This window comes from Dokdonella ginsengisoli (assembly GCF_042652785.1).
Classification (GTDB): domain Bacteria; phylum Pseudomonadota; class Gammaproteobacteria; order Xanthomonadales; family Rhodanobacteraceae; genus Dokdonella_A; species Dokdonella_A ginsengisoli.
Map to the genome: position 1 here is coordinate 172,507 of NZ_JBHSHD010000007.1, position 13,558 is coordinate 186,064.

Annotated in this window: 13 protein-coding genes; 10 read left to right on the forward strand and 3 right to left on the reverse strand. The window is 70.2% G+C overall.

Annotated elements, in window-relative coordinates:
* The first annotated feature begins 28 nt into the window (after positions 1 to 28).
* From hutI to ACFO6Q_RS08455, 5 genes are all read left to right on the forward strand, one after another.
* A complete protein-coding gene (hutI, locus tag ACFO6Q_RS08435) occupies positions 29 to 1,258 on the forward strand; it encodes an imidazolonepropionase (protein WP_380020191.1) in 1,230 nt (409 codons plus the stop codon).
* On the forward strand, positions 1,255 to 1,584 hold the full coding sequence (locus tag ACFO6Q_RS08440) for a YkgJ family cysteine cluster protein (RefSeq protein ID WP_380020192.1): 330 nt from the start codon (positions 1,255 to 1,257) through the stop codon (positions 1,582 to 1,584). Before hutI ends, ACFO6Q_RS08440 begins: the two co-directional genes overlap by 4 nt.
* A complete protein-coding gene (locus ACFO6Q_RS08445; protein WP_380020193.1) occupies positions 1,584 to 2,786 on the forward strand; it encodes a BaiN/RdsA family NAD(P)/FAD-dependent oxidoreductase in 1,203 nt (400 codons plus the stop codon). Before ACFO6Q_RS08440 ends, ACFO6Q_RS08445 begins: the two co-directional genes overlap by 1 nt.
* 80 nt (positions 2,787 to 2,866) lie before the next feature.
* Complete coding sequence (locus ACFO6Q_RS08450) at positions 2,867 to 3,076, forward strand: hypothetical protein (protein ID WP_380020194.1); 210 nt, start codon at positions 2,867 to 2,869, stop codon at positions 3,074 to 3,076.
* Between the two features lie 125 nt (positions 3,077 to 3,201).
* Complete coding sequence (locus ACFO6Q_RS08455; protein WP_380020195.1) at positions 3,202 to 3,555, forward strand: EF-hand domain-containing protein; 354 nt, start codon at positions 3,202 to 3,204, stop codon at positions 3,553 to 3,555.
* Between the two features lie 52 nt (positions 3,556 to 3,607).
* On the opposite strand, the gene ACFO6Q_RS08460 is transcribed toward ACFO6Q_RS08455, so the two are convergent.
* Positions 3,608 to 4,525, reverse strand: a complete 918-nt coding sequence (locus tag ACFO6Q_RS08460) for an acyltransferase (RefSeq protein ID WP_380020196.1) — start codon at positions 4,523 to 4,525, stop codon at positions 3,608 to 3,610.
* A 171-nt stretch (positions 4,526 to 4,696) separates the two neighbouring features.
* Here ACFO6Q_RS08460 and ACFO6Q_RS08465 point away from each other — a divergent pair, with 171 nt between their 5' ends.
* The 3 genes from ACFO6Q_RS08465 (at position 4,697) to ACFO6Q_RS08475 (ending at position 7,286) form a co-directional block, all read left to right on the forward strand.
* Positions 4,697 to 5,614 carry a DUF2167 domain-containing protein gene (locus ACFO6Q_RS08465; protein ID WP_380020197.1) on the forward strand — a complete coding sequence of 306 codons (918 nt, stop codon included), beginning with the start codon at positions 4,697 to 4,699 and terminating at the stop codon, positions 5,612 to 5,614.
* Positions 5,611 to 6,321: a site-2 protease family protein gene (locus ACFO6Q_RS08470; RefSeq protein ID WP_380020198.1), complete on the forward strand. Its 711-nt coding sequence runs from the start codon at positions 5,611 to 5,613 to the stop codon at positions 6,319 to 6,321. The genes ACFO6Q_RS08465 and ACFO6Q_RS08470 overlap by 4 nt, the downstream gene beginning before the upstream one ends.
* Before the next feature lie 68 nt (positions 6,322 to 6,389).
* The gene (locus ACFO6Q_RS08475; RefSeq protein ID WP_380020199.1) at positions 6,390 to 7,286 is read left to right on the forward strand and encodes a bifunctional helix-turn-helix transcriptional regulator/GNAT family N-acetyltransferase; all 897 of its coding nucleotides are present in this window, start codon (positions 6,390 to 6,392) and stop codon (positions 7,284 to 7,286) included.
* A gap of 8 nt (positions 7,287 to 7,294) precedes the next feature.
* Here ACFO6Q_RS08475 and ACFO6Q_RS08480 read toward each other — a convergent pair whose 3' ends face one another.
* Positions 7,295 to 9,724 carry an ABC transporter permease gene (locus ACFO6Q_RS08480; RefSeq protein ID WP_380020200.1) on the reverse strand — a complete coding sequence of 810 codons (2,430 nt, stop codon included), beginning with the start codon at positions 9,722 to 9,724 and terminating at the stop codon, positions 7,295 to 7,297.
* 431 nt (positions 9,725 to 10,155) lie between these two features.
* On the opposite strand from ACFO6Q_RS08480, the gene ACFO6Q_RS08485 reads away from it, so the two are divergent.
* Both ACFO6Q_RS08485 and ACFO6Q_RS08490 read left to right on the forward strand, forming a co-directional pair.
* Positions 10,156 to 10,542, forward strand: a complete 387-nt coding sequence (locus tag ACFO6Q_RS08485; protein ID WP_380020722.1) for a YciI family protein — start codon at positions 10,156 to 10,158, stop codon at positions 10,540 to 10,542.
* A 2-nt stretch (positions 10,543 to 10,544) separates the two neighbouring features.
* On the forward strand, positions 10,545 to 11,783 hold the full coding sequence (locus ACFO6Q_RS08490) for an RNA polymerase sigma factor (protein ID WP_380020201.1): 1,239 nt from the start codon (positions 10,545 to 10,547) through the stop codon (positions 11,781 to 11,783).
* 70 nt (positions 11,784 to 11,853) lie between these two features.
* Here the strand turns inward: ACFO6Q_RS08490 and ACFO6Q_RS08495 are convergent, their stop codons facing one another.
* Positions 11,854 to 13,434 carry a serine hydrolase domain-containing protein gene (locus tag ACFO6Q_RS08495; protein ID WP_380020203.1) on the reverse strand — a complete coding sequence of 527 codons (1,581 nt, stop codon included), beginning with the start codon at positions 13,432 to 13,434 and terminating at the stop codon, positions 11,854 to 11,856.
* Positions 13,435 to 13,558: the final 124 nt, after the last annotated feature.

The following is a 13,558-nucleotide window of genomic DNA, read 5'->3' on the forward strand; positions in this document are numbered from 1 at the left end:
GCGCGGCGTATCGCCAGATGGAGTGTGCATGCCGAACGCGCAATGGGATGGTCTGCTGCTCGACGCGAGCCTGGCGACGATGGACCGGGCGGGCGTGCCGTACGGCCTGATCGAGAACGCCGCGCTGGCCTGGAAGGACGGCGCGATCGTGTTCGCCGGCGCGCAGCACGACCTGCGCGATGCGCCGGAGCGGCTCGCGGCCGAAGTCGCCTCGGCCGGCGGCGCGCTGGTCACGCCGGGCCTGATCGATTGCCACACGCACCTGGTGTTCGGCGGCGACCGCGCCGACGAATTCGAGCGGCGCCTGAACGGCGCCAGCTACGAGGAGATCGCGCGCAGCGGCGGCGGCATCCTGTCCAGCGTGCGCGCCACGCGCGCAGCCTCCGAGGACGAACTGCTGGCGCAGTCGCTGCCGCGCGCGCGCGCCCTGCTCGCCGACGGCGTCACCACGGTCGAGATCAAGTCCGGCTACGGCCTGGATCTCGACAGCGAACTGAAGATGCTGCGCGTGGCGCGCCGCATCGGTGCCGAGCTGGGCATCGGCGTCAGCACCACCCTGCTCGCCGCGCACGCGCTGCCGCCGGAGTTCAAGGACCGCGCCGACGACTACGTCGAGCTGATCCGCACGCAGATCCTGCCGGCCGCGGCGCGCGAGGGCCTGGCCGACATGGTCGACGCGTTCTGCGAGCGCATCGCGTTCTCGCCGGCGCAGACGCGGCGCGTGTTCGAGCGCGCGCGCGAACTCGGCCTGCCGGTCAAGCTGCACGCCGACCAGCTGTCCGATCTGGGCGGCGCCGCGCTCGCCGCCGAATTCGGTGCGCGCTCGGCCGAGCACCTGGAGCACACCGGCGAGGCCGGCGTGCGCGCGATGGCCGCCGCCGGCACCGTCGCCGTGCTGCTGCCCGGCGCGTTCTACGCGCTGCGCGAGACGCAGCCGCCGCCGATCGCGCAGTTCCGCGAGCACGGCGTGGCAATGGCGATCGCCAGCGACCTCAATCCCGGCACCTCGCCGCTGCTGTCGCTGCGGCTCGCGCTGAACATGGCCTGCATCGAGCTGCGTCTGACTCCGGAGGAAGCGCTGCGCGGCGCGACCGTGCACGCCGCGCGTGCGCTGGGACTGGACGATCGCGGCATGCTGAAAACCGGACTGCGCGCCGACTTCGTGGTCTGGAACGCACGCCATCCGGCCGAGCTGTGCTACTGGATCGGCGGCGGTCTCGCCCGCGAAGTGCGCGTAGGCGGACGCGCGATGCGATGACGGCGGCGCTCGACATCGAAGTCGTCGACGAAGTGATCGATGCGAGCGTGCGCTGCGCCCGCTGCGAAGCGGTCTGCTGCCGCCTGCCGGTGCTGCTGATGCCCGGCGACGCCGTGCCGATCTGGGCCACCGACGTCGACGAGCACGGCCTGGAACACATGGCACAGCGCGACGACGGCTGGTGCACGGCGCTCGATCGCGACACCATGCGCTGCACGATCTACGCGCAGCGCCCGCAGGTCTGCCGCGACTTCGCGATGGGCGGCGCCGGCTGCCTGATCGAACGCGCCGAGTGGTACGGCGACGCCGCGCCGGCGGGCGGCTGATGACGGGCTCCGACGCGGCGCAACCGCGGGATTTCGATGCGATCGTCATCGGCGGCGGCGCCGCCGGCCTGATGTGCGCGCTGGTCGCCGGCCAGCGCGGCCGCCGCGTGCTGGTGATCGAACACGCCAACCGCGTCGGCAAGAAAATCCTGATGTCCGGCGGCGGGCGCTGCAATTTCACCAATCTCGGTGCCTCGCCGCGCAATTTCCTCTCCGCCAATCCGCACTACTGCAAGTCGGCGCTGGCGCGCTACGCGCCGGCCGATTTCGTGGCGATGGTCGAGCGTCATCGCATCGCCTACCACGAGAAGGAGCTCGGCCAGCTGTTCTGCGACGAGTCCTCCAAGCAGATCGTGCGCATGCTGCTGGACGAATGCGCCGCCGGCGGCGTGCGCATCGAGACGAGCTGTTCGGTGACGGGCGTGCAGCGGCGGGACGACGGTTTCCGCATCGCCACCACGTCCGGCGAAGCGGTCGCGCCGTCGCTGGTCGTGGCCAGCGGCGGCCTGTCGATTCCGAGCATGGGCGCGAGCGGCTTCGGCTACGAGCTGGCGCGACAGTTCGGCCATCGCGTGCTGCCCACGCGGGCCGGGCTGGTGCCGCTGACCTTGAGCGGCAGGCACCTCGACGCGTTCGATGGCCTCGCCGGCGTGGCGCTGCCGGTGGAAGCGCGCTGCAACGGGACGAGCTTCCGCAACGCGATGCTGATCACGCATCGCGGCGTCAGCGGCCCGGCGATCCTGCAGATCTCCTCGTACTGGAATCCCGGCGACGAACTGCGCCTGGACCTGCTGCCCGATCGCGACGCGTTCGACTGGCTGCAGGCGCAGCGCGCCGAGCGCCCCGCCGCCGAGCTGCGCAACGTGCTCGCCGACGCGCTGCCCAAGCGCTACGCCCAGCGCTTGTGCGAGACCGCGTTCGCGAGCCGGCCGATGCGCCAGTACCGCGAAGCCGAACTGCGCGCGATCGCGGCGCAGCTCGGCGACTGGCCGCTGATCGCCAGCGGCACCGAGGGCTACCGCACGGCGGAAGTCACGCTCGGCGGCGTCGATACCGACGAGCTGTCCTCGTCGACGATGCAGTCGCGCCTCGTGCCGGGCCTGTATTTCATCGGCGAGGTGGTCGACGTGACCGGCTGGCTCGGCGGCTACAACTTCCAGTGGGCCTGGGCCTCGGGACAGGCCTGCGGCAACGCGCTGTAGGCGGCCGTTCACGCTCGCGCGGAACCTGCGCGCGCTGCGCGGGTCGGAATCAGTGGGCCCCAGATGACGGAGGTGTCGCCATGCCGGTCGCGCGAATCCATTGTCCCCATTGCCAGGGCGAATTCATCGACAGCCGTACCGACTGGAAGGCCGAAGACGTCGCGCGCTGTCCGAAATGCGGCGCGGACGTCGCCGCGCACCTGGGCGAGGTCGAATCCTCCGCCGACGAGAACGATCGCGTCGCGCACGCCGAGCCGGCCGTCGCCACGCCGCTGGACAAGACGCGCTGAGCGTCCGGCGTGCGCTAGGCCATAACGGAATATCTACACTAGGCTATTGATTCCCTATCGGAAACATTCATAGCGAATTCAATCGGCCAGTGCGATCGTGGCGTTCGGATACGACGGAGGTTGCCATGAAGAATTCGACGTCCGCGATCGCGGCACTGGCTCTCGCGCTGGCGATGCCCGCAGCGTTCGCACAGACCAGGAACGCGCCGCCGATGAACGAGCAGCAGCAACTGGAGCGCACCCAGCAGGAGCTGCAGAACCGCGAGAACGAACGCGCCGCCGCCACGCCGGTGCAGTTCGACCAGCTCGACGTGCGCAAGGCCGGCCAGCTGACGCTCGAGGATGCGAAGAACGATCCGTGGCTGTCGCGGCATTTCCGCCAGTGCGACACCGATGGCGACCAGCAGGTCACGCGCGCCGAGTACACCGCGTGCACCGCCAAGCCGAAGACTTCCGACGCGGACAAGATGGACGAATGATCGCCGCCGCGCGAACGCCAGGAAAACCCCCCGCGCCGCACGATCCAGCCGTCTAGACGGCCGGCTCTCCGGCGGCTTCCGAGGAGAGCCGCGCGTAGGTGGCGTCCTTGTCGGTCCACAGCGCGTTCATCCAGGCCTGGAAGCGCTCGCGGAACGCCGCATCGTTCTGGTAGTCGCCGCTCGCCAGCTCGCGCGGAATCGGCCGCTCCAGCACGTCCACGCGCACCTCGCCCACGCGGTCGGCGAACAGGTCGAGCAGGGTCGGCTGGCCGCCGGGGTAGACCACCGTCACATCGAGGATCGCCTGCAGGCCCTCGCCCATCGCCTCGAGCACGAATGCCACCCCGCCGGACTTCGGCTTCAAGAGATGGCGGTACGGCGATGCCTGCGCCGCATGCTTGTCCGGGGTGAAGCGCGTGCCCTCGACGAAGTTCATCACCGCAACCGGAATCGCGCGGAACTTGGCACAGGCACGGCGCGTCGCCGCGATGTCGCGTCCGGCCAGCTCGGGCCGCCGCGCGATCTGCTCGCGCGCGTAGCGCCGCATGAAGGGGAAATCCAGCGCCCACCACGCGAGCCCGAGCAGCGGCACCCAGAACAGCTCGCTCTTGAGAAAGAAGCGCAGCAGCGGAATGCGCCGGTTGAACACCTTCTGCAGAACCGGGATGTCGACCCAGCTGCAATGGTTGGCGAGCACCAGGTAGTGCCCGTCGCGCTGCAGCCGTGCGCGTTCGCCGAGCACGAAGCGCGTGCGCGTGAAGGCGACGATCAGCAAACTGTTGAAGCCAATCCAGCTCTCGGCCAGGCCCGTCAGCAGCGGGTTGCACAGGCGCCGCACCGCGGCGAACGGCAGGACCACCTTGAGCAGCGCGATCGCGAGTAGCGGCAGTGCGTGCAGCAGGGTGCTCGCGACGATCAGAACGCCAGCCAGGGGCAAGCGCAGGAAAACCGGCAGTGCTCGCATTCGCATCCAGGCAGGGAACGACCCGGCCAGCCTAGCGGCGATCGGCGCGCATGGCGAGCGCGGGCGGCGGCGCATGCGCTACCCTTGCCGCCGCCGGCCGCGCCGCGGCCCGCCGTCCGCCGTCCGCCGTCCGCCGTCCGCCGTCCGCCGTCCGCCGTCCGCCGGGGAGAACATCCAATGGAAATGAAGTTCCTGCGCCGCCTCGTCTGGGCGGCCGCATTCGGCGTGTGCGCCGTTTCGGCCGCGCACGCCGAGGAAACCGCGGCGGGCACGCCGGATGCCGCGTCCCAGGCCGCCGCCGACGGCCCGTGGGAGAAGGCCGCCCAGGCCATGCAGCCCGGTCTGCGCAAGGTCGCGCTGTCGAACCAGGCCACGCTGGACCTGCCCGAAGGCTACGGCTTCGTTCCGCCGGCGCAGGGCAAGGCGCTGATGGAAGCGATGGGCAACAGCATCGGCGACACCTTCCTCGGCCTGATCGTGCCGACCGGCGAGGACGGCGAATGGATGGCGACGGTGGACTTCGAGGACGCCGGCTACATCAAGGACGACGACGCCCGGCACTGGAAGGCCGACGAACTGCTCGACGAACTCAAGCAGGGCACCGAGGCCGGCAACGAGCGCCGCGCGCGGCTGGGTTTCTCGCCGCTGGAAGTCACGCACTGGATCGAGCCGCCCGCCTACGAATCCGCCACGCAGCGCCTGGTGTGGTCGGTCGAGCTGCGCGAGAAGAGCGCCCCGGCCGGAACCGACAACACGGTCAACTACAACACCTACGTGCTCGGTCGCGAGGGATACGTCTCGCTCGATTTCATCACCTCCCAATCGCGCGTCGAGGGCGAGAAGCCGGTCGCCAAGCAGCTGCTGGGCTCGATCTCGTTCAACGAAGGCCGCCGCTACGCCGACTTCAACTCGTCCACCGACAAGGTCGCCGAATACGGCCTGGCCGCGCTGATCGGCGGCGTCGCGGCGAAGAAGCTCGGCCTGCTCGCGCTGGCCGGTGCGCTGTTCGCGAAGTTCTTCAAGCTGATCGCGGTCGGCGTGGTCGCGATCGGCGCCGCGCTGCGCAAGTTCCTCGGCCGCAAGACCTCGCCGTGAAGCTGCTCTGGCTGCTGCTCGGCGGCGCGAAGCTCGGCAAGCTCGCGCTGACCGGCGGCAGCATGCTGCTGTCGATCGTCGCCTATGCCTGGCTGTTCGGCTGGGGCTATGCGGTCGGCTTCGTGTTGCTGATCCTGATCCACGAGATGGGCCACTACCTCGCCGCGCGCCGGCGCGGGCTGGACGTCGGCGCGCCGACCTTCATCCCGTTCGTCGGCGCCTGGATCGAACTGAAGCAGCAACCGCACGACGCCGAGACCGAAGCCTACGTGGGCATGGCCGGGCCGCTGGTCGGCACGCTTGGCGCGCTCGCGTTCTACGCCGCCGCGCGCGCCACCGGCAGCGATCTGCTGCTCGCACTCGCCTACGCCGGGTTCTTCCTCAACCTGTTCAACCTGATCCCAGTCTCGCCGTTCGACGGCGGCCGCATCAGCGCGGTGATCTCCCCGCGCCTGTGGCTGCTCGGCGTGCCGCTGCTGATCGCGCTGTTCCTGTGGCGGCCCAGTCTGCTGCTGGTGCTGATGGCGATCCTCGCCGCGCCGCAGGTGATGCAGGCGCTGCGCGGATTCTCCGCGCCGGAACAGCAGGCGTACTACCTGGCCGACGCGGAGACGCGCACGTCCTACGCCGCGCTCTACCTCGGTCTCGCCGGCTTCCTCGCCGTCATGTGCCACGAGCTGCACGCGCAGCTGCCGCGCGCGTTCTGAGCGCCGCGTCGCACGGCTTTCGCGGCCGGCGCTTGCACTCCGAAAATTGTCTGACTAAAGTCAGACGAATGAAGAACACTCCCCTGCCCGACGACGTCGGCCGCATCCGCGCCTTCAACCGCACGCTGACGCGGCGGCTCGGCGTGCTGAACGAGAGATACCTCGGCCGCGACCGCCCCTACGTCGAATCGCGCCTGCTGTTCGAGATCGGCGCGGACGGAGCCACCGCGCGCGAGCTGCGCCAGCGCCTGGGCATGGATTCGGGTTTCCTGAGCCGGCTGCTGCGCACGCTGGAGGCGAGGAACCTGGCGACCACCCAGCCGTCCGCCGCGGACGCGCGCGTGAAGGCCGTGCGCCTGACGCGCTCGGGGCTGGCCGAACTGCGCAAGATCGACGCGCTGTCCGACAAGCTCGCGCAGTCGATGCTGGATTCGCTCGACGAATCGCAATCGCAGCGCCTGGTGGCGGCGATGGCCGAGGTCGAGCGGCTGCTGCGCGCTTCCAGCGTCGAAATCGCGCCGGAAGAACCGGACGGCGCCGGTGCGCGCCACTGCCTGGACCGCTACTTCGCCGAGCTGGACGCGCGCTTCCCCGGCGGCTTCGACCGCAGCCACGGCCATTCCTCGGACACTTCCGACTACCGCGCCCCGGGCGGCTGCCTGCTGGTGGCGCGGCTGTTCGGCGAGCCGATCGGCTGCGGCGCGCTGCGCACGCTCGCGCGCGGCGTCGGCGAGATCAAGCGCATGTGGGTGTCTCCCGACGCGCGCGGACTCGGCCTCGGGCGGCGCCTGCTGTGCGAGCTGGAGCAGGCCGCGCGCAAGCACCGCATGCGCACGCTGCGCCTGGACAGCAACGGCACGCTGGCCGAGGCGCTGCGCCTGTACCGCTCCGCCGGCTACCGCGAGATCGAACGCTTCAACGACAATCCCTACGCGCAGCACTGGTTCGAAAAGGCGCTGCGCTGAGCGGCACGTCAGTCGCGGCGCAGCGACTCGATCGGATCGAGGTTGGACGCCCGGCGCGCCGGCAGGTAGCTGGCGAGCAGGCCGACCAGCACCATCACCAGCGGCATCGCGACGAAGGTCGCGACGTCGAGCGGCTGCACGCCGAACAGCAGGCTGCTCAATGCCCGCGTGCCGGCGAAGGCGACCAGCACGCCGATCGCGACGCCGACGCCGACCACGCGCACGCCCTGCCCGACCACCATCGCGCGCACCTGCGTCGCGCGCGCACCGAGCGCCATGCGCACGCCGATCTCGCGCGTGCGCTCGTCGACGACGTAGGACAGCACCGCGTACAGGCCGACCGCGCCGAGGATCAGCGCGAGCAGCGAGGCTATGCCGAGCGTGAGCAAGGTGAAGGACAGCTGCAGCATCGAGTCCTCGATCAGACGGGCCATCGTGAACACGCGATACATCGGCGCTTCCGGCGCGACCTCGTGCACCAGCGCGCGCACTTCCGGCGCGATCGTTTCCGCACGCGCGGTCCGGACGACGTAGCCCGGCGAGGAGACCGTGCGCCCGCCCTGCGGCGTGGTGTCGACCAGCGGGAAATACACCGCCGCTTCCGCCGGCGTCTGCAGATCGTCCTGCATGACGTCGTCGACCACGCCGACCACGGTTTCCCAGGCGGTCTGGTCACGACGCTGCAGGCGCTGGCCGACCGCGTCGCGCCCCGGCCACAGCATCGCCGCGGCGGACTTGCTGACGAGAACGTTGCCGCGCGAGGAAGCGTGGTCGTCGGCGCCGAACGTGCGCCCGGCCAGCAGCTTGATCCCCATCGCCTTGAAGTAGTCGCCGGCGGTGAAGTTGTAGTGCAGCAGCTTGCCCTCGTTCGCATCGGCGCTCATCTGCTCGGTGCGGATCGGCATCAGCGACGTGCCTTCGTTGAGCGGCACGTTCTCGATCAGGCCGACCGATTGCACGCCGGGCAACGCGGCCAGGCGCTCGAGGAAGGCCAGGTTGAAGCGCGCGAAGGAGGCCGCGTCCTTCAATTCGGGCCGCTCCGGCGCGATCTGGAAGGTCAGGATGTCGCGGGTGTCGTAGCCCGGATCGACCTGGCGCAGTTCGTAGACGCTGCGCATCAGCAGCCCGGAGCCGATCAGCAGCGCCAGCGCGAGCGCGGTCTGCCCCACCACCAGGGCGTGGCGCAGCCAATGCCGCTGGCGGGTCAGCCCGCGGCCGCCTTCGCGCAACCGCGACAGGTCCGGCGCGGAACCGCGCAGCGCCGGCAGGCCGCCGCAGATGAAGGCCGACACCAGCGCGGCGACGGCGGTGAACGACAGCGTCGCCGCATCCAGGCCGGCTTCGTCCAGACGCGGAATGAGCGCCGGGGCCGCGCTCAGGAAGATCGGCAGGGCGACCGCGGCGATCGCCAGGGCGGCGACCGCGGCGAATCCGGCCAGTACGATCGCCTCGGCCATGTGCAGGCGCAGCAGCTGCCCTCGTGCGGCACCGAGCGCGCGCCGCACCGACATCTCCTGATGGCGCCCCTCGATTCGCACCAGGAACAGATTGGCGACGTTGGCGCAGGCAATCAGCAGGACCAGCACGGTCGCCGCGAACAGCACCCACAGCGGCCCCGAGTAGTTGCCGAGCAGTTGATCCGCCAGGCCGCGCACGACCGCGCGATGCTGCCCGATCAGGCGCGCGTAGGCGGTCGGTCCGCCGAAGCGCTCCGGCAGGCGTGCGGCCAGCGTGGTCAGCTCGTTCGCCGCGCTGCCATACGTGGCGCCCGGCGCCAGGCGGCCGACCAGGTCGGCGCCGAAGCGGCCGGGCGCCTTGATGTCGGCCGGCCGGATCGTCTGCGAGATCCACAGCATCGTGTCGTTGCGCGGAAAGCGGAACTCCGGTCCCATCACGCCGATGATCGTGCGGTGCTTGTCGGAGACGTCGTAGGTGCGCCCGATCACCGACGGATCGCGTCCGAACCATCTGGTCCACAACGCGTGGCTGATCACCACGGCGGTGTCTTCGTCCTGCTCGGTCGGCAGGCGTCCGAGCATCGGCTTCACGCCCAGGGTCGAGTACAAGGTATTGGTCGGCTGCGACATGCGCACGCGCTCGACGCGGTCGCCGACGCGCAGCGTGGAGGTGAAGTTGTCGTAGAGCGCGACGTCCTGCAGGAGCGTGGACTGCTCCTTGTACTGCAGGAAGAATTCCGGCGCCGCGCCGAGTTCCTCCGGCAGGCCCGAGCCCGGCGCCGAAGCCGTGACGTAGACGAGGCGGTCCGGATCGGCATACGGCAGGCGGTCGAGCAGGACCGTCTTGACCACGCTAAACATGCCCGCCATCGCGCCGATCGCGAGCCCGAGCATGCCGACCGTGGTCACGGTGAATCCCGGCGTGCGCCGCAGCGTGCGCAACGCCTGTCGCAGGTCCGCCATCCAGTTGCCCAGTCGCATGCGATCCTCTGCTGCAAGGCCGTCGTTCGGCCGGTGCGTTCGCGCAAGAGTGCGCGATGTCGCGACTGCTTTCAGCAAGGCACGTGCCAGCGCACGGCCGGCTTTCCGATCAATGGCTTGCGAGCGGAGCTCGCGAAACCTGTTCGGTGGCGGGCGGTTTGCGTCCGGAAGCGGACAGCGCGATTGTCCGGCGCATTCGGGGTAGCCGACCAAGGAAGCGTTTCTCGCAGAGGCGCAGAGAACGCAGAGAGAGCGATGGTCCAAAGCGCTTTTCCTCTGCGTTCTCTGCGCCTCTGCGAGAATGTGCTTCTTCGATCACCCCATCGCCGAGCTTATTTTTTCCGCCATGTAGAGAACCCGCGCCCGGCTCCGACTACACGGTGAACGCCCCCATGGCGGGTGCGGCCAACGAGGAAAATCCCGTGAAATACATGCTGATGATGCACGCCCCGAAGGAAGGCTGGACCACCGCCGGCATCGGCACCTGGGCGCCGGAGGACATCCAGGCGCACATCCGCTTCATGATGGACTTCAACCGCAAGCTGAAGGCCTCCGGCGAATTCGTCGACGCGCAGGGCCTGGCCGGGCCGGAGGAAGCCAAGCTCGTGCGTGCACGCAAGGACGGCACGCCGGACACCGACGGCCCGTTCGCCGAGAGCAAGGAATTCCTCGCCGGATTCTGGATCCTCGACGTCGACGGCCCGGCGCGCATCCACGAGATCGCCGCGCAGATCTCGATGGCGCCCGGCAAGGGCGGCGCACCGCTGCACATGCCGATCGAAGTACGCCAGGTGATGAGCGCGCCGCCGGTCGACTGAGCGTGAGCGTCGACGACCTCGGCCTCGAGCCCCTGCTGCGCGAACTCGCGCCGCAGGTGCTCGGTGCGGTGGCGCGCCGCTTCGGCGACTTCGCCGCGGCCGAGGACGCCACGCAGGAAGCCCTGCTCGCCGCCGCGCTGCAGTGGCCGCGCGAAGGGCGCCCGCACAACCCGCGCGGCTGGCTGATCCACGTCGCCGCGCGGCGCCTCACCGATCAGATCCGCGCCGACTTCGCGCGGCGCCAGCGCGAGGCGTTCGTGTTCCTCTACGACGCCGGCGAGGAAGCGGCCGACCCGGTCTTCGACGAGGACGGCCTCGACCGCGACGACACGCTGGTCGTGCTGTTCCTGTGCTGCCATCCGGCGCTGACGCCGCCTTCCGCGATCGCGCTGACCCTGCGCGCGGTCGGCGGCCTGAGCACGGCCGAGATCGCGCGCGCCTTCCTCGTGCCGGAGGCGACGATGGCGCAGCGGATCAGCCGCGCCAAGCAGACGATCCAGTCCTCCGGCGTGCCTTTCGAGCTGCCGGACGAGCGCGAACGCGCCGAGCGCCTCGACGCGGTGCTGCACGTGCTCTACCTGATCTTCAATGAAGGTTACGCCAGCAGCGCCGGCACCACGCTGCACCGCGTCGACCTGTCTGACGAGGCGATCCGCCTGACCCGCGCGCTGCACGCGCTGCTGCCGCAGGAAACCGAGGTCGCCGGCCTGCTCGCCCTGATGCGGCTGACCGACGCGCGCCGTCCGGCGCGCAGCGGCGCCGACGGCGCCCTGATCCCGCTCGACGAGCAGGACCGCTCGCGGTGGGACCGCGAAGCGATCGGCGAAGGCCTCGCGCTGGTCGAAGCCACGCTGCCGCGCGGCCGCATCGGTGCGTACCAGCTGCAGGCCGCGATCGCCGCCGTGCACGCCGAAGCGGCGCGCGCCGAGGACACCGACTGGCCGCAGATCCAGGCGCTGTACGGCGTGCTGATGCGTCTGTCCGACAACCCGGTCGTCGCGCTGAACCACGCCGTCGCCGCGGCGATGGTTCAAGGTCCGCGTGCCGGACTGGACCTGCTCGATTCGCTCCAGGCGAGCGGCCGCCTCGCCGGCCACTATCGCCTGGACGCGGTGCGCGCGCATCTGCTGGAAAGGAGCGGCGACGCCGCCGCGGCCAAAGCCTGCTATCTCGCCGCGGCGGGGAAGACCGCGAGCGAACCGGAGAGGAACTACCTGGCGATGAAGGCGGCGCGGCTGTAAGTGCGACTTCGGCGAGCGGCATCGATGCAGAACCCGAAGCCTGCCGCGACCGGACTTCGCCCGATGCGTTTCAAGGCTTTTTTTCCGGCATCCGCGCAGCCTCGGTGGCGCCGGCGGCGGCCGGCTTGCGCTCCGCCGCTTCGCGCCGGTAATAGGCCTGCGCCCCGTCGCTTTCGACGCTCACCGCCCGCACGGCGCCGTGGGCGTCACGATGGAACTGCAGCTCGACGCCGTAGCGCGTGGCGTAGAAGCGCGCCGGAGTCAGCGGCAGCAACGGCGACGGCTTCGATTCGCCGGGCAGGTCGGCCGTCAGCGTGCCGTCCTTCATTTCCACGGCCAGCGCATCGAACTCGAAGGTGTCGGCGAGATCGCCGCGAAGGTCCATCGGCACGGCCGCGTCGATCCGGTACGTGCCCGCGTAGTCGGCATAGGCCGGTGCTTTCAGATCCAGCTCGATCGCGCGGATCGGCGGCCGCAGCTCGCGCCCGAGCGCGTCGGTCAGCGCGTTGCGGATCTCGCCGCGCAGGCCCTTGCTGTTCTTCGCGTTGGTCAGGATGACGAAACCGTCACCCGTTTCGAGATAGCCCTCGAAGGCCGCGTGGTAGCTGTCGTTGTCGCCGTTGTGGAAGAACCGGCGCGTCACGCCGGAACCGGACAGCTGCGGACCCAGGCCGCGCGAGCCGGGCGAGACTTCCGTCATCATCTGGATCGCGATGCCCTGCGGCAGGAAGTCGCCCTTGCCGCGGTAGCTCTCGATCAGCGCGCCGACGAATGCGCCGAGTTCGTTCGCGCTCGTCCACAGCCCCGAGGCGGCCTGTTCCGGAAACGCCTGCCAGCCGCGCGGCAACGCGGTCGGCTTTCCCTCCGCGTCGTGCGCCTTGGCGATGTTGCCGAGCGACGCCGGCACGGGGTTGTCGAACGTGCTGCGGCGCATGCCGACGGGCTCGAACACCTGCGCGCGCGCGAGCCTGGCCAGAGGCAATCCGCTCACGTCCTCGATCGCCTTCTGCTCGACCATGACGCCGCCGCCGGAGTAGTCACCCTGCGTACCGGGCGCATGCTGCAGGCGCACCGGCTCGTTCTTCGCCGGCGGCTTTCCGTCGAGGGTTTCGATCAGCGTCGGCAGCTTCTCGCCGGGCAGGTAGTCCTCGAACCCGTGCACGCCAAGCCCGGACGTATGCGACAGCAGCATGCGCATCGTCACCTTGGGATTCTCGATGCCCGGCGCGGCCGGAATGCGCCACGACTTCAGGTAGTCGTCGACGTTGCGGTCCAGCTCGATCCTGCCCTGCGCGACCAGCCGCAGCGACGTCGCCGAGGCGACCACCTTGCTGATCGAGCCGACCGAGAACAGCGTGTCCGCATCCACCGCATCCTGCGTGCCGGCTTCGCGCACGCCGAAGCCGGCGGCATACACCACTTCGCCCCCTTTCAGCACCGCGACCGCCACACCGGGCACCTTGTAGTGCGCCATGCGCTCGCGCAGCGACCAGCCGGGCATGGGCTCGCCAGCCTTCAGCAGGCCCGGACGCAGGCCGCTGCGCAGCGCGGCGTCCCACTGGGAATTTCCTTCGGGGCCCGGCGCCTGCGCCGCAACGGTGCCGGTCAGCAGGATCGCCGCCAGCGTGCAGGCGAATGTCGTTTTCCTCATGGGTCGAAGCCTTTTTCGATCGGGGAAGGGGGAAGATTTCGCGCGACGCGAGCCGGCGTCGCGGCAATGCGCCGCCGCTGCCCCCGTGCGTGCACGGCGGCGAGACGGATGTTCGGAAGAAGCG

Excerpts from the sequence above, each read along its gene's own strand:
- hutI (WP_380020191.1), top strand. The coding sequence starts at position 29 with ATGCCGAACGCGCAATGGGATGGTCTGCTGCTCGACGCGAGCCTGGCG.
- ACFO6Q_RS08440 (WP_380020192.1), top strand. The coding sequence starts at position 1,255 with ATGACGGCGGCGCTCGACATCGAAGTCGTCGACGAAGTGATCGATGCG.
- ACFO6Q_RS08445 (WP_380020193.1), top strand. The coding sequence starts at position 1,584 with ATGACGGGCTCCGACGCGGCGCAACCGCGGGATTTCGATGCGATCGTC.
- ACFO6Q_RS08450 (WP_380020194.1), top strand. The coding sequence starts at position 2,867 with ATGCCGGTCGCGCGAATCCATTGTCCCCATTGCCAGGGCGAATTCATC.
- ACFO6Q_RS08455 (WP_380020195.1), top strand. The coding sequence starts at position 3,202 with ATGAAGAATTCGACGTCCGCGATCGCGGCACTGGCTCTCGCGCTGGCG.
- ACFO6Q_RS08460 (WP_380020196.1), bottom strand. The coding sequence starts at position 4,525 with ATGCGAATGCGAGCACTGCCGGTTTTCCTGCGCTTGCCCCTGGCTGGC.
- ACFO6Q_RS08465 (WP_380020197.1), top strand. The coding sequence starts at position 4,697 with ATGGAAATGAAGTTCCTGCGCCGCCTCGTCTGGGCGGCCGCATTCGGC.
- ACFO6Q_RS08475 (WP_380020199.1), top strand. The coding sequence starts at position 6,390 with ATGAAGAACACTCCCCTGCCCGACGACGTCGGCCGCATCCGCGCCTTC.
- ACFO6Q_RS08480 (WP_380020200.1), bottom strand. The coding sequence starts at position 9,724 with ATGCGACTGGGCAACTGGATGGCGGACCTGCGACAGGCGTTGCGCACG.
- ACFO6Q_RS08485 (WP_380020722.1), top strand. The coding sequence starts at position 10,156 with ATGCTGATGATGCACGCCCCGAAGGAAGGCTGGACCACCGCCGGCATC.
- ACFO6Q_RS08495 (WP_380020203.1), bottom strand. The coding sequence starts at position 13,434 with ATGAGGAAAACGACATTCGCCTGCACGCTGGCGGCGATCCTGCTGACC.